General features: G+C 56.4%; 16 protein-coding genes and 1 other annotated feature. Of the genes, 12 read left to right on the forward strand and 4 right to left on the reverse strand.

What is annotated here, in order from left to right:
• Nucleotides 1-210: 210 nt before the first annotated feature.
• Together serA and NWF35_RS09665 are read right to left on the reverse strand one after the other, a co-directional pair.
• Nucleotides 211-1,791 carry a phosphoglycerate dehydrogenase gene (serA, locus tag NWF35_RS09660; protein WP_301238850.1) on the reverse strand — a complete coding sequence of 527 codons (1,581 nt, stop codon included), beginning with the start codon at nucleotides 1,789-1,791 and terminating at the stop codon, nucleotides 211-213.
• Entirely contained in the window at nucleotides 1,757-2,935 is a 1,179-nt protein-coding gene (locus NWF35_RS09665) for a pyridoxal-phosphate-dependent aminotransferase family protein (RefSeq protein WP_301238851.1), read from the reverse strand. The genes serA and NWF35_RS09665 overlap by 35 nt, the downstream gene beginning before the upstream one ends.
• A 70-nt stretch (nucleotides 2,936-3,005) precedes the next feature.
• Nucleotides 3,006-3,244, reverse strand: a binding site (T-box leader).
• A gap of 243 nt (nucleotides 3,245-3,487) precedes the next feature.
• Here NWF35_RS09665 and NWF35_RS09670 point away from each other — a divergent pair.
• Nucleotides 3,488-5,629, forward strand: coding sequence for an ATP-dependent helicase (locus tag NWF35_RS09670; protein ID WP_301238852.1), 2,142 nt, complete (start codon nucleotides 3,488-3,490; stop codon nucleotides 5,627-5,629).
• A gap of 272 nt (nucleotides 5,630-5,901) precedes the next feature.
• Here the strand turns inward: NWF35_RS09670 and NWF35_RS09675 are convergent, their stop codons facing one another.
• Nucleotides 5,902-6,510: a GNAT family N-acetyltransferase gene (locus tag NWF35_RS09675; RefSeq protein WP_301238853.1), complete on the reverse strand. Its 609-nt coding sequence runs from the start codon at nucleotides 6,508-6,510 to the stop codon at nucleotides 5,902-5,904.
• Nucleotides 6,503-7,075, reverse strand: a complete 573-nt coding sequence (locus NWF35_RS09680) for a CGNR zinc finger domain-containing protein (RefSeq protein ID WP_301238854.1) — start codon at nucleotides 7,073-7,075, stop codon at nucleotides 6,503-6,505. The genes NWF35_RS09675 and NWF35_RS09680 overlap by 8 nt, the downstream gene beginning before the upstream one ends.
• Before the next feature lie 96 nt (nucleotides 7,076-7,171).
• On the opposite strand from NWF35_RS09680, the gene NWF35_RS09685 reads away from it, so the two are divergent.
• The 11 genes from NWF35_RS09685 (at nucleotide 7,172) to NWF35_RS09735 (ending at nucleotide 18,616) form a co-directional block, all read left to right on the forward strand.
• A complete protein-coding gene (locus NWF35_RS09685; protein WP_301238855.1) occupies nucleotides 7,172-8,458 on the forward strand; it encodes an MFS transporter in 1,287 nt (428 codons plus the stop codon).
• A 472-nt stretch (nucleotides 8,459-8,930) separates the two neighbouring features.
• Entirely contained in the window at nucleotides 8,931-9,815 is an 885-nt protein-coding gene (locus NWF35_RS09690) for an FAD binding domain-containing protein (protein ID WP_301238856.1), read from the forward strand.
• Nucleotides 9,812-10,327, forward strand: coding sequence for a (2Fe-2S)-binding protein (locus NWF35_RS09695; RefSeq protein ID WP_301238857.1), 516 nt, complete (start codon nucleotides 9,812-9,814; stop codon nucleotides 10,325-10,327). Before NWF35_RS09690 ends, NWF35_RS09695 begins: the two co-directional genes overlap by 4 nt.
• A complete protein-coding gene (locus tag NWF35_RS09700) occupies nucleotides 10,308-12,659 on the forward strand; it encodes an aerobic carbon-monoxide dehydrogenase large subunit (protein ID WP_301238858.1) in 2,352 nt (783 codons plus the stop codon). Before NWF35_RS09695 ends, NWF35_RS09700 begins: the two co-directional genes overlap by 20 nt.
• 193 nt (nucleotides 12,660-12,852) lie before the next feature.
• On the forward strand, nucleotides 12,853-13,860 hold the full coding sequence (locus tag NWF35_RS09705; protein WP_301238859.1) for an XdhC family protein: 1,008 nt from the start codon (nucleotides 12,853-12,855) through the stop codon (nucleotides 13,858-13,860).
• Nucleotides 13,861-13,896: 36 nt separating this feature from the next.
• Nucleotides 13,897-14,397 carry an SRPBCC family protein gene (locus NWF35_RS09710; RefSeq protein WP_301238860.1) on the forward strand — a complete coding sequence of 167 codons (501 nt, stop codon included), beginning with the start codon at nucleotides 13,897-13,899 and terminating at the stop codon, nucleotides 14,395-14,397.
• Nucleotides 14,398-14,427: 30 nt separating this feature from the next.
• Nucleotides 14,428-15,294, forward strand: a complete 867-nt coding sequence (locus tag NWF35_RS09715; protein ID WP_338048336.1) for an AAA family ATPase — start codon at nucleotides 14,428-14,430, stop codon at nucleotides 15,292-15,294.
• Nucleotides 15,282-16,445, forward strand: a complete 1,164-nt coding sequence (locus NWF35_RS09720) for a vWA domain-containing protein (protein ID WP_301238861.1) — start codon at nucleotides 15,282-15,284, stop codon at nucleotides 16,443-16,445. The genes NWF35_RS09715 and NWF35_RS09720 overlap by 13 nt, the downstream gene beginning before the upstream one ends.
• Before the next feature lie 135 nt (nucleotides 16,446-16,580).
• Entirely contained in the window at nucleotides 16,581-16,994 is a 414-nt protein-coding gene (locus NWF35_RS09725; protein WP_301238862.1) for an XdhC family protein, read from the forward strand.
• Nucleotides 16,991-17,830 (forward strand): XdhC family protein, encoded by an 840-nt coding sequence (locus NWF35_RS09730; protein WP_301238863.1) that lies wholly within the window; start codon nucleotides 16,991-16,993, stop codon nucleotides 17,828-17,830. The genes NWF35_RS09725 and NWF35_RS09730 overlap by 4 nt, the downstream gene beginning before the upstream one ends.
• A 51-nt stretch (nucleotides 17,831-17,881) precedes the next feature.
• The gene (locus tag NWF35_RS09735) at nucleotides 17,882-18,616 is read left to right on the forward strand and encodes a nucleotidyltransferase family protein (protein ID WP_301238864.1); all 735 of its coding nucleotides are present in this window, start codon (nucleotides 17,882-17,884) and stop codon (nucleotides 18,614-18,616) included.
• Nucleotides 18,617-18,644: the final 28 nt, after the last annotated feature.

The raw sequence follows: 18,644 nt of genomic DNA on the forward strand, positions 1-18,644 counted from the left end.
GAGCAAGGCCGCTCACTTGCGAAATCTTTGCTGCTGATCGAATTACCAGATAGGCACTCATCATGTTAACACGTGCGAAGAGAAGGAGACAAGGCGAGTGGCAAGCGATGAACATCAAACAAAACTCCTTCGCCGAAGCAAAGGAGTCAATCGTCTGAAGAAAAAATCATATCCGCATCAGGTGCGAAACGGGCTGGAGTAGGTGGAGATTTAAAGATCGATTTCCCTGACCGAGCGAATGTCGTCTAATTGGGCCAACTGCGCCAGGATGTCGGGGGAGACCGGTTTGTCGATGGTCAGCATCATGATGGCTTGTCCTCCGATTTGTTTTCGTCCCACCTGCATCGAGGCGATGTTGACGTTGCGGGTTCCGAGAAGGGTACCCACCCGACCGATTACACCAGGTTGATCTTGGTGCTGGATGAGTAGCAGATGCCCTTCCGGCACCACGTCGATCGGATACTCATCCACTTTGACGATGCGAGGTCCGAAACCGTTGAGCAGCGTGCCTGACACTTTCCGTTGTTCTTGATCGGTGGTGATCTCCACGCTGATCAGATTGGTGAACCCGCGCGTTTGCGACGTTTTTTGTTCAGTGATATTTACGCCACGCTGTTGCGCCAGAAATGGTGCATTGACATAGTTGACGTCAGACAGGTGATAGGACAGGACTCCCTTGATGATCATCCGGGTGAGCGGTGCGGTGTCCAGCTCCGTCAATTCGCCTGAATACGTAACGGTCACCGAATGCAACGCACCCGGTGCAGCCTGGGCAATAAACTGACCGAGACTTTCGGCCAAGGTTTGATACGGCGCCAGTTTTTCCTGCAACTCCACCGGAATGGACGGCAGGTTGACGGCATTTTTAAACGGTTCACCCCGTAAGATATGAAGGATCTCTTCCGATACGTCGATCGCCACGTTTTCTTGTGCTTCTACAGTGGAGGCACCTAAATGCGGAGTGACGATCACTTGCGGCAAGCCGAATAACGGGTGATTGCCGGGCGGTTCTTGTTCAAACACGTCCAGCGCGGCACCAGCCACTTTCCCGGTCTGGATCGCTTCCAACAGCGCACGCTCGTCAATGATGCCGCCCCGGGCGCAGTTGACGATGCGCACGCCGGTCTTCATTTTTTCAAACGCCTCCCGGTTGATCAGGTGGCGGGTTTCTTTCGTCAATGGCGTATGAACGGTAATGAAGTCCGCTTGGGCGAACAAATCGTCCAAGGTGGCCTGGGTGACGCCGATTTTTTTGGCACGTTCCGCAGTCAGATACGGGTCGAAAGCGACCACTTTCATACCGAATGCGTGCGCCCGTTTGGCCACCTCTGTCCCTATACGGCCCAGACCTACAATCCCGAGGGTTTTCTTGTGCAGTTCCACGCCGACGAACTGCTTCCGTTTCCATTCGCCGTTGATGGTGGATCGGTACGCTTGCGGAATATTGCGTGCCAGTGCGATCAACATGGCAAAGGCGTGTTCCGCGGTGGAGATCGTGTTACCGTCCGGTGCGTTCACCACCACCACTCCGCGGCTGGTGGCAGCGGCGACATCGATGTTGTCTACACCCACCCCAGCGCGACCGATGGCTTTCAGTTTTTTGCCGGCTTTGATCACTTCGGCGGTGACTTTGGTCTGGCTGCGGACGAGCAAAGCGTCAGCATTTTCGATCTCGATCAACAATTCCTCCGGGCTCAGGCCCGTCTTTTTCACGACCTCTACATCCTCTGCCTCGTGCAAGCGCTCAATGCCTTGATCACTGAGCGGATCCGTGATAAGTACGCGATACATTTGCCCATACCTCCTCGCAAGCTTTTACGGCGGAACCTAGTTCAACCGGCACGCCCATGTGGAATAATGCCAGCTCGATGGCGTTGAAAACAGTCAATACGTCCAGCGGGTCGCAATACCCCATGTGACCGATGCGGAAAATCTTCCCTTTCAGGTGTTGCTGACCACCGGCGACGACGACGCCGATCTGGCGCAATTCTTTCCGGAATGCTTCCACATCCAGTTGCCCCCCGCCTTTGACCGCGGTCACGGTAGGAGAAGCGAACGCATCCGGTGCCAACAGTTCCAATCCCAATGCGCGAATCCCGGCGCGTGACATCTCCATCATCAGGCGGTGGCGCGCCACGATGGCGGAAAGTCCTTCTTCTTCAATCATGTTGAGCACTTCTTTCAAGCCGAACAGCAATGAAACGGCCGGTGTGTAAGGGGTGGTTTGTTTGGCCAAGTTGTCGCGATAGGCGACGAGGTCCAGGTAAAACCGCGACCGCGGATTATGCTCAATCACTTCCCAAGCCCGTTCGCTGACGGCGATGAAGGAGAGACCCGGTGGCAACATCAGCGCTTTTTGTGAACCGGTCACCATGATATCGACACCCCATTCGTCCATCCGGCAGTCCACTGCACCCAAACAGCTGACGCCGTCGACGATCACCAGCGCGTCGGAATGTTGACGGACAGTGCGGGTCAGTTCACGGATCGGATTGAGCACACCGGTGGACGTTTCGCAATAGGTGAGAAACACCGCTTTGACCTGCGGATGCTGCTGGAGGTATTCAGCCAGCACATCCGGTTGACAGGCTTCACCCCAGGGAATATCCAAACGGCGCAATGTGATCCCGTAGCGAGTGACGATCTTGGCGAATCGATCGCCGAATGCGCCCGTGACGACGACGGCCGCTTCCTCACCTGGGGCGACAGTGTTAACGACGGCCGCTTCCAGTGCGGATGTTCCGCTGCCGGTGACGAGCAGTATCGGTTGGTCTGTTCCGAACACGGGTTGCAACCGTCGGCTGTTTTCTTCCACCAAACGGGAACATTCCCCGCTGCGATGTCCGATCATCGGTTGGTTCATGGCCCATTGCACCCGAGGGGGGATCGGTGTGGGACCAGGGATGCGCAAATGCGTTTTGTAAGAGAGCGACATAGTGTTTCCTCCTCCCAAAATTTGAACATAATCAAAAAGCCTCTCGTCTGCACACCTACTCCTATGGCAGGTGAGGGACGAGAGGCTCGTGGTGCCACCCTCATTCGCCGCAAGTTTGCACTTGCAGCCTCAGCGGGTCTGCCCGAAAGGCGACCCTGGGATAACGGCTCCGCCGTTCCGACCTACTGCCTGCACAAGGGTTCAGCCGGACAGCTCCGGAGTGCTCCACGGCAACGGACCACCGGTTCGCAGCAACCACCGGCTCTCTGAGGGTTCCGTTTTACCGTTTGGCTCCTTCCTCGCTGTTGACGTGGGATTCAAGCTTATCGGAAAGTTTGGCATTTACTTTACCATGGACGTAAAGAGGTGTCAACTGCTTAAAATGTGAACGTTTATTGTAGTCGATGAATGGAACGTTCGTTATTTACTTGTCTTAGGCGTGAAATGTGGCCGGATTGTCTTTACTCTCTGTTCAGCCCAATTTTCTTTGTGATACGATAAAAGGCGCATATCGGACCTGTCTCGGAAATTGGAGATAAAGGAGGGGGGAGCATGCAGGGAACCGGGACCTTTTTGACGGCGGATCTCAACGACAGTCAAAAGGCCGCAGTAACGCACGGGGAAGGGGCTGCTGTTGTGTTTGCAGGCCCTGGAAGCGGTAAAACGACGGTGTTGACGCGCCGTGTACTGTATTTGTTGGAACAAGGGGTGCCACCCGAACGGCTGATGGTGGTCACCTTCACACGTGCCGCCGCAAGTGAAATGAAAAACCGTTTGGCGCAAGCGGCGGGAAGATCGCTCAGTGGATTGTGGATCGGCACATTCCATTCCCTTTTTTTATCCCTACTGCGTCGGTCGGGACGTACCGTTCCGCGTTTGCTGAAGGAAACCGAGCAGACGCAGTGGATGCGGCAACTGTTGATCGAGCGGGAACAGCCGGCCGATGATGAGGCGGTATCCACATTGCTCAACCAGATCGGTTTGTGCAAAGGGAATTTGATCCTGCCTGAGCAGTTGAAAGTGAAAAAGGAGAAGAACATCCTGTTTCGCGACATGTACCAAGCGTATGAATCACGCAAACAAATGAGCGGGGTGTGGGATTACGACGATATCCTCGTCGAAACATATCGATTGCTTCAGAACCCCCGGCAACAATCTGTGTGGTGTGGTTATTGGGAACATGTCCTGGTAGACGAATTTCAGGACATCAACCGGGTGCAGTTCGAGACATTGCGTATGCTTGCTCCGCCCAGTGGCAATTTGTTTGTCGTCGGGGATGACGATCAGGCGATCTACTCCTTTCGTGGCAGTGACCCGCGGCTGATGCAGGAGGTTCGCACATGGTTTTCTCCTTGCCGTACCATTGTACTGTCCACCAATTACCGCTCCACCGAATCGGTAATTGCACTGGGACAACGACTGATTCGCCATAATCGTCGCAGACAAGAGAAAACATTGAACGGTACGGGCAAACAGGGACCCGACCCGGTGTGGATGGAGCCGGCCGACGAGGAAGAAGAGGCGCGGCAGATTCTCGCCCGATTGGACGACGGGGTGGAAACGGCGGTACTGTATCGGACATCAACTCAGGCCCGCGCGATGATCGACGCGTTGGTGCGGGCGGATGTGCCGTTTGCGGTGGCGGAGGGGGATGCGTCTTTTTACCGTCGTTGGCAAGTGCTCGACGTCATGGCTTATCTGCGGTTGGCCGATAATCCGAACGATTTGGATGCACTGGTACGGATCATCAACAAACCGAAGCGGTATCTGTTCGGGGAGGATTGGATGGATCAAGTGTGGACACTCTTCAAAAAGACGGGTCAATCGTTGTTACAAGTATTGGCGGATCTCCCCGGTTTGGAACCCTACCAGCGGCGGCTGTTGCAGAAGTTGGCTGCGGATGTAGCGGCGTTGCGAGGGATGAATGCCTCACAGGCAGTTGCCTATATCCGGGAACAAATCGGTTACGATGCGTTTCTCTCATCGTTTGCCCAAGATACCGGCAATGACGAATCCACAGTAAAGGAACCGGTGGAGGAGCTGGCGGTAGCGGCGACTCAGTTTTCCGGTCGGGACGAGCTGTTGCACCATGTTACCAAAGTGAATGAAGTTGTGTCCTATCGACCGGAACAACCCCGTGTGCACTTGATGACGTTTCACCGGGCGAAAGGGCTGGAATTTGACCGTGTATTCCTGATTGGCCTACATAGTATGGTACTTCCGCACCGACGCAGTTTGCAGGTGCCTGAACACAAAAAAGCGGAAGCGTGGGAAGAGGAACGGAGATTGTTGTATGTGGGTATCACGCGGGCGAGAAGGGAGCTGTTTCTGTCGGTCAGTCGGACACGTCAAGGCAAACGGGTGGCACCGTCTCCGTTTTTGCGGGAGATGGGATTTGCAGGCGGATCGGATCGGAAGGAGGGAGCGGCCGAGGAAGAGCAACGGAGGCCATCCGTGTCTGTATCGGTCTCTTCATCGCGACGTCCTCAGCCGCAGCAGAAGTTTCACGGTGAGCCCGTTCGCGTGGGCGATCGGATCCGGCACGTCAAATGGGGAGAAGGAGAGGTCATCGAAGTGGCGCCGATTGGCGGGGTGGCCCCCGGACGCAAGGTTGTCATCCGCTTTTCCACGGGTGTCCAATCCTTACATTACGAGTTGTCACGTCAGCTGGGGTTGTTGCAGCCGGAAGAGTGATGTGGGTTCAGCGGACATCGTTTTTGACGGTGTCCTGTTTTTTCGCGCTTGAAGCGAAGAAACCGTCTTTCAGCGGAGAGGGTGATTCACGAAAACTCGTCACGGTCCAATTGCTTCCCCTGATCGCATCGCTTGTGACCTGCAAGGGAGCTGATACTGATAGGGCCGCTTCAGACCCGGAGCGCGGGACGCGGGCAAAGTACGCTTCGTTTCGCGGAAATTGCCCGCGATTTTATTCCTGCCTTTCCGGTTCATCGCTCGGCTGGGAATGGTCAGTCGCTCATCTCGGAAAACATTGTCTCCTCATCGTCTAAATACATACGCATGACGGCACGTTGGTCGTCGATCCGAGCCGCTTCGATAAATCCAGCTCGGACAAAGGCGGATTTTGTTCCCATGTAGGCCGAGACGTCGCGTATCTTCCCTTGCGGATGGACGGGATATCCCTCAACAATGCGTCCACCGCGGGAGCGGACATATTCGCACGCCGCCCGGATCAGGGCCACAGTTACACCGGTTCGGCGGTGTGATTGTGCTACGTAAAAGCAGACGATGGCCCAGACGCGTTTGGGATCGATCCGTTTGTATTTCCGTGATCGCTCCAGCGAGACAAACTGCTCGCGCGGTGCCACGGAGCACCAGCCAACCGGCTTGCCATCGGCATAAGCGATCATGCCTGGCACATTTCCTGCGTCCACCAACGACTGGAGTGCACGTTTGTTCTCTTTCCCGCACTGACGCGACCATTCCGTTCGTTTCAAGCGCCAATACATGCACCAACACCCACCGTAAGCGCCCCTCGGACCAAACAATCGAACCAAATCCTCCCACCGGTCGGGTGTCAATGGAAAACAAACGATGTTATGGTGCGGTTCATTCATTTTCCGGTTGTCCCCCTTTGCTGTGCCGTTTCCGCTGGCGATGTTTGCGCACGTTCATCCGGTTTCCGCATGTGCGGTGATCGCACCAGCGGCGGCTTCGGTTTCTGCTTTCGTCATAAAACACCCATAAACATTGGCGGTTTTCACAAATGCGGATGCGTCCCGGATCATGCCGGACGAGCAATTCGGCCAAGGAGGCGACGATTTCCGAAGCCACCCATCGCCAGTCCGCTTGGTCGGGAAGCAGTCTCCAACCATATCCGGCATTTTTCGGGACCAATACTCTGTGAACGGGGACTTGGTGCAAGTATGTGTTGATTTGATGTAAATCCTCTTCATTTAATTGTTTTCCCTCGGCCAATTTCTCCACCCAAACGCGTAGCCGAGAACGGAGCGCTTTTATCTCTTTTCGTTCCGTCTCTGTGATCGGTCGGTCCACTGTCATCCCCCAATAAGCCATCACGTTTTCCCACCAGCCGGGCTTGTCCAGTCGGTCTTCCAGGAAGTCGTCTCGAATCCCGTCTCGCCATTCGCTGTTGAGAAAATCCATGAACAAAAATCGCATGAAACACTTCCCCTTTGTCATCGAAAGGATGGGAATCCTCATTTGTTGTAATAAGTATAAATAATTTAGATGATTACAAACAAGGTGGGGAAGCACATGTGCAAATCAAACGGGCGGATGAGCGGATTGTGGAGAGAGGCGGACTTCCTGAAGTTTTGGACAGGGGAAACGATCTCGCTGTTCGGCACACAAATCACCGCGTTGGCACTACCTCTGGCGGCTGCGGACACGCTTGGGGCGACTCCGGCTCAGATGGGAATGCTCAATGCTGCTCCCTTACTGCCGTATCTGCTGCTGACGCTGTGGGTCGGCGTTTGGGTGGACCGTGTCAAGCGCCGACCGATCTTGATCATCGCCAATATCGGACGGGCGGTGCTGCTCGGGTTCATCCCGGTCAGTGCCCTGCTCGGCATCCTCCGGATCGAGCACTTGTATATCATTGCGTTGTCGACAGGGGTACTGACCGTGTGCTTCGACATGGCGTATCAGTCGTATTTGCCTTCCTTGGTGGACAGGGAAAGGTTGGTGGAAGGAAACAGCAAACTGCAAGTCAGCGCTTCGATCGCGCAAATTGGTGGTCCCGGTTTGGCCGGTGTGTTGATCGGCATGATGACCGCCCCGATCGTCATCCTGTTGGATGCGGTATCTTATCTGCTTTCCGCCTGCTTCCTTGCAGCGATCCGAAAAAAAGAGCCGATACCGTCCCGTACGTCTGTTCCGCCGTTATTTTCCGGTATCGGGGAGGGGATTCACATCGTATTATCCGATCCGTATCTCCGCGCCATCGCAGGGGAGGCGGCCACCTACAACTTTTTCAGTCAGGTTTGTTGGGCTGTGTACGTATTGTTCATGACACGGGAGTTGCACCTTGGGCCGGACTGGTTGGGTTGGATTATGGCGGCTTCCAGCATGGGAGCGTTGGCAGGCTCGTTACTTGCCGGTTGGATTGGGCGTCGGTGGTCCGTCGGCCGTTCGATCACTGGTGCAATGTGGGTTGCATGTGTCGCCCCATTGTTGGTGCCGGCAGTGGGTGGACCGTGGTATGTGACGGTGACGGTGCTGATGCTCTCCTTCTTTCTCAGCGGAGTGGGTCTCGTGGTTTCCAATGTGCATGTGATCAGTTTGCGGCAGGCGATCATACCGCAACACATACTGGGGCGGGTCAATGCCTGCTATCGTTTCATCGTGACGGCCGCCGCTCCATTCGGTGCTTTGCTGGGCGGGGTGCTGGGCTCGTATTTCAGTTTGCGGATTACGTTGGTGATCGGTGCATTGGGCACGCTTTCAGCCATGGGTTGGATTTTGTTTTCTCCTGTTTCCCGGCTGCGAGAGATGCCCAGGGAGATGGAGAGATGTGGGGAAACGGGCACGAGGCTCGTTTGAAACAGCATTAGAGATGCTCTGGCTGAAGTGGAAGCTGTGTTGCTTGACGACGGGTACTAACGATCGACTTGAAAATTGAAGCGGTCGGTGATCTTTCTGTCTTATACTTGACATAATTATAAACAGGTAAAAATAATTGACTATATTGTTTATTCTCCTTATTATAAAAATAGGAGAACCCTCATCCAAAAGCGTTGTGGGCGTCCGGCGTTAAGACGACTCAGGATCGGTCGCGAAATGCGCTGCGTCTGAAGTTGATCCGGATCCAAATTACTTTCCCCAACTCACCTTTCTACGAAAGCGTTTGCATTTCTACTGAGTACCACGTCGGGGTTTTCGCGAATTCTAGGATGATCATCGTGACTCTCGTTGTTGCAGACAATCAAGTCAGGCCGATCTGTAAAATGTTCGGGATTGACAACGTCCATTCGTCCGCTGCCGCAACGCAACTACAAGTAAAGGAGGTTCTGCGTTGTTTCCGAACTCTTTTGAGTATATTGCCCCTACCACACTGGGGGAAGCGGTCGAACTGTTGCAGCGGTATGGCTACGACGCGAAGTTACTCGCAGGTGGACAAAGTCTGCTGCCGATGATGAAACTGCGCGTGGCCGCGCCACCGATCCTGATCGACATCAACGGTATTGATGAGTTAAAAGGGTGGCGAGAAGAAAACGGTTTCCTTCGGATCGGAGCGTTGACCAGACACTCGGAGCTGGAGCATGCGGCTGAGTTGAGGGATCGGTATCCGTTGTTGGCCGAAACAGCCGTCTGGATTGCCGATCCTCTGGTGCGCAACTTGGGCACGGTCTGCGGGTCGCTGGCGCACGCCGATCCAGCCTCTGACTGGGGAGCTGCCATGTTGGCATTGCATGCCCAGGTGGAGGCGGTAGGTCCCGGTGGGAAACGGCAGATTCCCATCGACGACTTTTTCGTGGACACGTTTACCCCGGCACTGGAGGAGAACGAGATTGCCTCGGCGGTACTCGTTCCGACGCCGAAGGGTAGGACCGCCGGACGGTATCTGAAGATTGAACGGAAAGCCGGCGACTTTGCGATTGCGGGACTCGCCATCCACGTGGAGTTGGATTCCGATGGGATCGTAACCGTGGCGGGATTTGGCATTTGCGCCTGCGGTCCGGTTCCGTTGCGCGGGAAGCGTGCGGAGGAGTATTTGCTGGGCAAGAAACTGACTCCGGAGACGATTGAGGCTGTCTCCCGCTTGGTTCCGGAAGATTCCGATCCAACGGACGATCTGCGCGGCAGCGCGGAGTACAAAAGAGACGTCCTGCGCGTGTTCGCCAAGCGGGGATTGTCCGATATCGCCAAAGAACTGCAGGGAGAGGTGGTACTCCGATGAAGATCCGGGTTCGCGTCAACGGGCAGACATATGAATCCGATGTGGAGCCGCGGAAGCTGCTGGTCTACTATTTGCGGGATGACCTGGGGCTTACCGGTACACACGTTGGATGCGATACGACCAGCTGCGGTGCCTGCACGGTACTACTTGATGGCAAGGCGGTCAAATCGTGTACGGTGTTGGCTGTTCAGGCAGATGGACGCGATGTGACGACCGTCGAAGGGTTGGAACAGGATGGCGAGTTACATCCGTTGCAAACGGCTTTTTGGGAGGAGCATGGTCTGCAATGCGGCTACTGTACTCCTGGTATGCTGATGTCCGGTTACGCTCTGTTGCAATCTAATCCGGACCCGTCGGAAGAGGAGATCCGGAAGGGGATTTCTGGAAACCTCTGCCGTTGCACGGGATATATGAACATCGTGAAAGCCATCCGATCGGCTGCGTCAAAATTGGCCGATGCATCTGCTGAACCTTCCAAGGAGGTGGCAGCCAGTGGCAGTTCGTCAGACTGAGTTGCGCCCATTGGGGAAGTCCGTCGGGCGTAAGGAGGACCCGCGTTTCATCCGCGGCAAGGGTCGTTATATCGATGATATCGTGTTGCCCGGTATGCTGTACATGTGTTTGGTTCGCAGTCCGTACGCGCATGCTCGGATCAAGAGCATAGATACTTCGGAGGCGATGCAAGCGCCGGGCGTCAAGCTGGTGATCACCGGTGAAGATCTGGCGGCCATGAACTTGGCTTGGATGCCTACCATGGCCAATGACCAACAGATGGTGCTTGCGACCGGGAAGGTGCTGTATCAGTATCAGGAGGTGGCTGCGGTTATCGCCGAGACGCGCGAGCAGGCTGTAGATGCCGCACAGCTTGTCTATGTCGATTACGAGCCGCTTCCCGTTGTCGTCGATCCGTTCAAGGCGCTTGAGCCGGACGCTCCGATTTTGCGTGAGGACAGGGAGCAGAAGTCCAACCTCATTTTTCACTGGGAGGCGGGCGACAAAGAAGCGACAGAAGAACTGTTCCGGAACGCCCCGGTGGTGGTCAAGCAGGATGTGCGCTTTCCCCGCGTCCATCCTTCGCCGCTCGAACCGTGCGGCTGTATCGCCGACTACAATACGGCGACCGGCAAGCTGACATGGTACGTGACGTCCCAGGCTCCGCATGCCCACCGCACAGTCTTGTCGTTGGTCAGCGGCCTGCCGGAGCACCAGATTCGCGTGATTTCGCCGGACGTCGGGGGCGGTTTCGGCAACAAGGTCCCCGTTTATCCCGGATATGTTTGCGCAGTCGTGGCCTCGCTCAAGCTGGGCAGACCCGTCAAGTGGATCGAAACGCGCACCGAAAACACCACCAGTACTGGCTTTGCGCGTGATTACCACATGACTGCCGAGATCGCCGCTGAGGAAGACGGGCGGGTGTTGGCGCTGCGGGTAAAAACGATTGCCGATCACGGAGCCTTTGACGCAGCGGCCGATCCGTCCAAATTCCCGGCTGGATTGTTCAGCATCGTTACGGGCTCCTACGACTTCAAGGAGGCGTTCGTCGAGGTCGACGGCGTGTATACGAACAAGGCTCCAGGCGGAGTAGCCTACCGTTGTTCGTTCCGTGTGACCGAGGCTGCGTATTTGATCGAGCGCGTGATGGATGTACTCGCCCGCCGTGTGGGTGTCGATCCAGCTGAGTTGCGGAAACGCAACTTCATCCGTAAAGAACAGTTCCCGTATAAGTCGCCAACGGGCTGGACCTATGACAGCGGCGACTATGAGAAAACGCTGGCTCTGGCGTTGGAGAAAATCGGTTACGAAGAGTTACGCAAGGAACAGGCGGAAAAGCGGGCCCGCGGGGAATTGATGGGCATCGGTATTTCCACCTTCACCGAGGTTGTCGGTGCAGGGCCGAGCCACACCTTCGACATCATGGGGATCAAGATGTTCGACAGCGCCCAAATTCGCGTCCATCCGACGGGAAAAGTGATTGCCCGGTTGGGGGTACGCCACCAGGGTCAGGGGCATGAGACGACGTTTGCCCAGATTATCGCACAGGAGTTGGGGCTAAGTACGGACGATGTCATCGTCGAAGAGGGAGATACCGATACCGCCCCTTACGGACTGGGAACCTACGCCAGCCGATCCACCCCAACTGCCGGTGGTGCCGCTGCGCTCTGCGCCCGTCGGATCCGCGAAAAGGCAAAGAAAATTGCGGCACACCTGCTGGAAGTGGGGGAAGAGGATGTGGTTTTTGATGGCGTAGCATTTTCCGCCAAAGGCCTTGCCAGCAGGACGGTCACGATGAAAGACATCGCATTTGCGGCGTACACCAATGTGCCGGAGGGGATGGAGCCAGGGCTGGAAGCTACGTACTATTATGATCCACCCAATCTCACTTTTCCTCACGGAGCATATATCGCGGTCGTCGACATCGACAAGGGAACGGGCGCAGTCAAAGTTCGCCGTTTTCTCGCTGTCGACGATTGTGGCACCGTGATCAACCCGATGATCGTTGAGGGACAGGTGCACGGGGGATTGACGGAAGGCTTTGCGATTGCGTTCATGCAGGATATTCCCTTCGACGAGGACGGAAACTGTCTGGCGACGAACTGGATGGATTACTTGGTCCCGACCGCGTTGGACACCCCGAAATGGGAGACCGACCGGACCGTGACGCCCTCACCGCACCATCCCATCGGGGCGAAGGGTGTGGGTGAGTCACCGAACGTTGGCTCGCCGGCGGCGTTTGTAAACGCGGTGGTAGACGCCCTGGCACCGCTGGGGGTCGAACATATTGACATGCCCATATACCCGTGGAAGGTGTGGAAAATCCTGCGCGAGCACGGAGTGACCGAGTGACACAACTTGAACAGAGGACGGACGGGGCGAAAGACGGCTTCTCCCGACCGCGTGAGGGCCAGACGCCCCCGGCTTGTTTTTGCGTTGATCAGCGCAGGCGCGGATGATCCGGTATGGGCCAGGCGCAGGATTCACAGAAAAAGATGGGTAAGGAGGTGGTTCCGGCAGGGGGTTCCTCTGCCGGATCACGCGGATGCACACGATACCGGACGAGATTCGCTTGTTGGAGGAGCGACGGGAACCTTACGCTGTGGTGACCGTGGTTCGTCGTGTCCGACCCAGTTCGGCCAACGTGGGTGACAAGGCTGTTGTTACTTCCGACGGCCGGATGTTCGGATTTGTCGGAGGTCAATGTACACGTGGATTGGTGACGGATCAAGCTCAGCAGTGTCTCAAAACGGGTCAAAGCCAATTACTGCTCATTACCGCCAATCCACCCGCCGAGGTGGAGGAGGGGGTAACGGTTTTGCCGATGACCTGCCAATCAGAGGGCGAGGTGGAATTGTTTATCGAACCGAAGCTCCCGGATCCGCTCCTGGTCGTGATCGGAGATTCTCCCGTTGCCTTGGCGCTAGAGGAACTGGCCCCGAAGTTTGGGTGGTTTTCTCGGCGTCTGGCCTTGGAGCAAATGGGAGAAAATGGAGATGATCCGGCGGAACGGTTGAAACGAAACTTGTCACAGGTGTATGAGCCCGAAATGTACGCGGTGGTGGCGACGATGGGGCAATACGACGACGATGGACTGCTGGCGCTTCGGGAGTTCTCGCTGGCTTACGCTGGTGTGGTCATCAGTCCGAAGCGCTGGCGCTCATTGCGGGAAGCGCTGCTCAGCGCGGGAGCGTCGGCAGAGTTTTGCGATTTCATTGCCGCGCCTGCCGGTTACGACATCGGCGCTGTGGGAGCGCAGGAGATCGCACTCAGCATCTTCGCACAGATGATCGAGAGGCGGCGCCGTCAGGTGGAGGTCCGCTACCACCCACCGTCCGATGTGAGTATCTCTGAGACGTCTACCGAAGAGGATGCGCACGTGTCCACGGCGCAGCGGCTGGGGACGGGTGTCGATCCGGTCTGCGGAATGCGTGTCGATCTAGACAGCACGCCTTATCGTACGATGCATGAAGGAAAGACGTACGGATTCTGTTGTCCTCACTGTTTACGGAAATTTCAACAAGAACCGCAAACGTACGCGATTACCCGATAAAGTGAAGCCGTTCGATTCCGACAAGGAGGGATACAGGTGCGCACGTATCAAGGAGACTTTGTCATCGATTTGCCGCGTCAGACTGTGTGGGAGTTCGTCATGGATCCGCAGCGGGTGGGGCCGTGTGTTCCAGATCTTTTGAAGTTGGATGTGGAGAGCGAGACCCGTTTTCACACGCTTGTCCGTGTCGGTGTCGGGCCCGTTCGCGGCAAGTTCAACTTGACGGTTGAAGTGGCCGTGACCGAGCCGGAAGAGTCTGCTGAACTCTCCGTTCGAGGCGGGGGAATGGGCAGCCGTGTCGATATGAAGGCGAAACTGAACCTCAGTGATACGGAAAGTGGTGGAACGAAACTGGATTGGCGGTGTGACGCTGCGATCAGCGGGCCGATCGCCAGTCTCGGCGGTCGGATGATTGACAATGAAGCCAGAAAGATCACGGAAAAGCTGTTCGCCAATTTGCGTGAAGCGCTCTCGTCCGTTTCGGAACAGGTGGCAGCGACGTCGACGGAGACGGCGGAACCCGAGTCGACTGATTGACAATCCGGGGATGCCGTGCGGAGGGACGGAATGGTGGACGATCGTGTGGAGAAGTTGCGGAAATGTTTGCAGAATGCCAAGTACGTGGCTGACGAAGGACTGGCTATGGTTCTTTACCTGGCACAGCGTTTGAACCGACCACTGCTGTTGGAGGGGCCGGCCGGTGTCGGCAAAACCGAGCTGGCCAAGGCAGTATCGGTGGTTCGCGGTGTGGAGTTGATTCGACTGCAATGCTACGAGGGTTTGGATGCTGCACATGCTCTGTACGATTGGGATTACCCAAAACAGCTGTTGCTGACCAGGGCCACGTTTTCCGGTGAGGCCGGGGGCGCGGCGCCTGACATCTATACCGACCACTTCTTGATTGAACGGCCATTGCTGCGTGCTTTGAAGACAAAGCCTGCCCCCGTTCTGTTGATCGATGAGGTGGATCGGGCGGACGAGGAATTTGAAGCTCTATTGCTGGAGTTTTTGTCAGAGTTTCAGATCACCATTCCGGAACGGGGTTCGTTTCGGGCTGAAGTGCCACCGACGGTGATTCTGACGTCCAATCGCACGCGCGATTTATCGGATGCATTGCGGAGGCGCTGTCTCTACTATTGGTTAGATTATCCGAGTGTAGAGCAGGAAGCGGCTATCATTGCCCTTCATGTACCCGACGTGGCTCCGACCGTCGCCCGTCAGATTGCGCGCGCAGTGCGCCGGTTGCGAAAGTGGTCGCTCCTCAAACCGCCCGGATTGGCAGAGTCGATCGATTGGGCGCGTGCGGTTGCCGATCTGGCGGCAGGAGAGCTGGACGAATCAGTCACCCGTCTCACGCTCGGATGCTTGTTGAAGACACAGGAAGACCTGGAACTGGTACGGGAGAAAGGACTGGCCTTGTTGTGGAACGCATAGACCTGAACGGACTGACGGGGATGACCGCAGCGGTGATTCGTCAGGTTCAGGATTTTACCCCTTTTTTGCGAAAACACGGGTTTCGCGTTGGCACGCCGGAGACATTGACCGCGCTCAGGTGCTTGGCGGAGGCGGACCTGTCAGTGCCGGAGGAACTTTTGTTTGCGCTGCGCTCTGTATACGCCCGTTCGCCGGCTGAGTGGGGATCGTTTCCACATCTGTTCAATCGTCACTTTTTGAACCCGGGTACGAGGCTGGAAGAAAAGAAACGGATTCAGGCGGATGAGCGGTCTGGACATTCGCGTGGTTTGATTGAGACGCAGGATCGCCCGCCCACCGTGAGTTTCTCTATGCAGCCGGGATCCAGTCCAAGTCAGGGAGAACGCTACGCCCTGCAGGTCGATCCGTCTCAGTTGCGTGCGGTGTTGGCCGTCTCCAAGCGGGCTGTACGGCAATTCGACCGCCCGCCGGGACGACGGTTTCGCCGTGGCGGGCGCGATCGGGTGAATCTGCGCGCGACGATGCGCGAGAGCGTCCGTTACACGGGAGAACCGCTCCGTCTGCATTGGCAACAGTACCGACCGGATCGGCCGTCGGTTGTGCTTTTGATCGACATTTCCGGGTCGATGAAGGAGCACGCCCCGTTCATGACTGCTCTCGCGTGGTCGTTTACGCGCCTGCGCCTGCGCTGCGAGGTGTTCGTCTTCTCGACTCGGCTCAAGCGCGTCACACATCTGGTAGCGCGCAAAGCAGTGCAGGGAATTCCAATCTCGGAACTGGCAGAATTGAAGGGCGGGACGCGCATCGGAGAAGCGCTTGAGGAGCTGCTGCACAGATACGGCGGTCTGTTGCGGCAACACGCTTCTGTGATCATCGCGTCGGACGGGTTTGACGCCGGTCATCCCGACCGCCTGCGCGTCGCTATGAAGACGCTTGCCGAACGTGTGCGGCATGTGGTTTGGCTCAATCCCCTGCTCGGCGACCCGGGCTATGAGCCGATCTCGAGCGGTATGTCCGCGGCGATGCCATACATCCATCGGTTCGTCGATGTACACGACTTGGACAGCTGGCGAGAGGCGGTTGAAGGTCAGGTTTTCCGACCTGTCTTTGCGCCAGTGACCCCATTGACCGTGCATACACAGGATGTCTAGTTCTTCAATGAAACCGGTATTGACTTTTACAGGAAGTAATAGCTGATCCGATCATCTAGGGAGCATTTCGGGGCCTTATCCGGCCTCCTCCCAGCAATTAGCCTCATACATCCATTACCGGAGGTGATAACGGACGTGAAAGAGAATCGGGAAATCGCTCTGGCAATGGAAGAGGGGAGACGGGCGGGCAGAAAGATGGCGTTGGCCACCGTTGTCCGCGTGAAGGGATCCGCCTATCGCCGGGAAGGTGCAAAATTGCTGATCGACGAGGAAGGAAAAATGACCGGTGTGATCTCCGGCGGCTGCCTGGAACCGGACGTAGCAGAAGTGGCCAAACAAGTGATGGCCGACGGTCACCCTGTGATGAAACGTTACGATTTGGATGAGGATCTCGTGTGGGGATTGGGGCTGGGGTGTCCGGGTACCGTCGATGTCTTGATTGAGCCCGTTTCGTGGAACGAGACGACAAGCGAAGCGGATGTTTCCCGATCATCCGATGGAAAGGGTGTGGAGGAGCGGGGGTTCGCGGGAAAGGAGGCATCCTCATGAACGTACGGAATGAAAATGGTCGGCGTAACCCGGGGAAAGACCCCTTTGCCGCGTGGACTGAATGTCTCAAGGAGGAGCAGGCGGCCGTGCTGTGCACGTTGCTGGCGTTTTCTCCTTCTCCGGGTCTTCCTTCCGGGGTCCGTCTCTTCATTCCAGAGAACGGCGAACCCCTGGGAGACCTGGGAGATGAGGCCTTGAACAGGTTGGCTGTTGAATGGGCACGGAAAAAACTGGACACCTTGCATCCCCAATCGGAGACCTGCATATTTTCCTTGCCCGGAGGCAGGCAAGCGGAGGTTTTCGTCGACGTCAACCTCCCTCCGTCGGAACTGATGATTTTTGGAGCTGGCCATGACGCGATCCCTCTGGTGAAATTAGCCGTCCAGTCGGGGTTCAAAACGACGGTGGTCGATCCGCGCCCGGCCTACGCCACGGAGGATCGCTTTCCGGGAGCCCGGATCATTCTGGCCGATGCGGGTTTGTGGGAAGAGCGGGTGATTATCGGAAAACGTACGTATGTTGTTGTGATGAACCATCATCTGGAGCGTGACCGGGTCGCCATCCGTCTTGCCTTGAACTCACCCGCTCCTTATGTGGGCGTGCTCGGGCCACGATCCCGCTGTCAACGGATGTTGGAGGCATTGGAAAAGGAAGGGGTAACCTTCGGGGAAGAGAAGCTGGCCCGGATGTATAACCCCGTCGGCTTAGATATTGGCGCCGAGACCCCGGAGGAGGTGGCAATCAGCATATTGTCGGAGATCCTGGCGTTTAGAAAGGGTTGTTCGGGCGGGTTTCTGCGGGGGAGGGACAGCATTCACCAACCCGTCCGAAAATGATCGCGGCCGGTGTACCTCTGGTTGTGATGGGTTCGTGATTGAGGTGAGGAGATGGCTGGGTGCCGTGGCAATTTTGAAAACCGATGCCGAAAGGTGTTGACCATGGAGAGCGGCGTGTTTGCTCTGATCCTCGCTGCGGGGACATCTTCGAGAATGGGGACACCGAAACAACTCCTCGACTGGGGAGAAATGCCGTTGTTGGAGCAGATAATCCGGAAGACGCTTACACTCCCCTTCCCGGAGGTGGTTGCCGTGATCGGTCACCGGGCGAAGGAGATCCGGCGCTTGATCCGGATAGAGGACGATCGCTTTCGCTGGGTGGTCAACCGGGATTACGCCGCCGGACAGAGTACGTCCCTTTTGTGCGGCTTGGCAATCGGAGAAGGCCGATACCATTCGGCGATGGTGTTTTTGGGTGATCAACCGCTGGTTGCGGTAGAAACGATCCGGCGGATCTTTGAAAGCGGCCTCAAACAGCTTCGCACCCTTCGAGAACCCGAGCCTTTTGTCGTTCGGCCGTGCTTCCGGGGTATTCCCGGTCACCCCGTTTTTTTGGGCAATATCCGTTCGATGAATTTGGAAGAACTGAAGGGGGATAGGGGAGCGAAGGAGGTACTTCGTACTCTGCGGCACCGGACGATTCTGTCGGTGGAAGATCCGGGTGTCATACTGGACATTGACACCCCACAGGCTTATGAAAGTGCCAGGAGACTTGCCTTCCGTCCGCGTGACAGCAGTTCGAACATGATTCGTGAGAGACACGGGGATCGCTTGGGAACAGAATGAACTCAAATATCCAAGGTGTGTCATCACC

Source organism: Polycladomyces subterraneus, from assembly GCF_030433435.1.
GTDB lineage: Bacteria > Bacillota > Bacilli > Thermoactinomycetales > JIR-001 > Polycladomyces > Polycladomyces subterraneus.

What these genes read in the sequence shown, in the direction of transcription:
- NWF35_RS09670 (WP_301238852.1), top strand. Translation starts at nt 3,488, where the DNA reads ATGCAGGGAACCGGGACCTTTTTGACGGCGGATCTCAACGACAGTCAA.
- serA (WP_301238850.1), bottom strand. Translation starts at nt 1,791, where the DNA reads ATGTATCGCGTACTTATCACGGATCCGCTCAGTGATCAAGGCATTGAG.
- NWF35_RS09715 (WP_338048336.1), top strand. Translation starts at nt 14,428, where the DNA reads ATGGTGGACGATCGTGTGGAGAAGTTGCGGAAATGTTTGCAGAATGCC.
- NWF35_RS09730 (WP_301238863.1), top strand. Translation starts at nt 16,991, where the DNA reads ATGAACGTACGGAATGAAAATGGTCGGCGTAACCCGGGGAAAGACCCC.
- NWF35_RS09705 (WP_301238859.1), top strand. Translation starts at nt 12,853, where the DNA reads ATGCACACGATACCGGACGAGATTCGCTTGTTGGAGGAGCGACGGGAA.
- NWF35_RS09665 (WP_301238851.1), bottom strand. Translation starts at nt 2,935, where the DNA reads ATGTCGCTCTCTTACAAAACGCATTTGCGCATCCCTGGTCCCACACCG.
- NWF35_RS09735 (WP_301238864.1), top strand. Translation starts at nt 17,882, where the DNA reads ATGGCTGGGTGCCGTGGCAATTTTGAAAACCGATGCCGAAAGGTGTTG.
- NWF35_RS09685 (WP_301238855.1), top strand. Translation starts at nt 7,172, where the DNA reads ATGTGCAAATCAAACGGGCGGATGAGCGGATTGTGGAGAGAGGCGGAC.
- NWF35_RS09675 (WP_301238853.1), bottom strand. Translation starts at nt 6,510, where the DNA reads ATGAATGAACCGCACCATAACATCGTTTGTTTTCCATTGACACCCGAC.
- NWF35_RS09680 (WP_301238854.1), bottom strand. Translation starts at nt 7,075, where the DNA reads ATGCGATTTTTGTTCATGGATTTTCTCAACAGCGAATGGCGAGACGGG.
- NWF35_RS09695 (WP_301238857.1), top strand. Translation starts at nt 9,812, where the DNA reads ATGAAGATCCGGGTTCGCGTCAACGGGCAGACATATGAATCCGATGTG.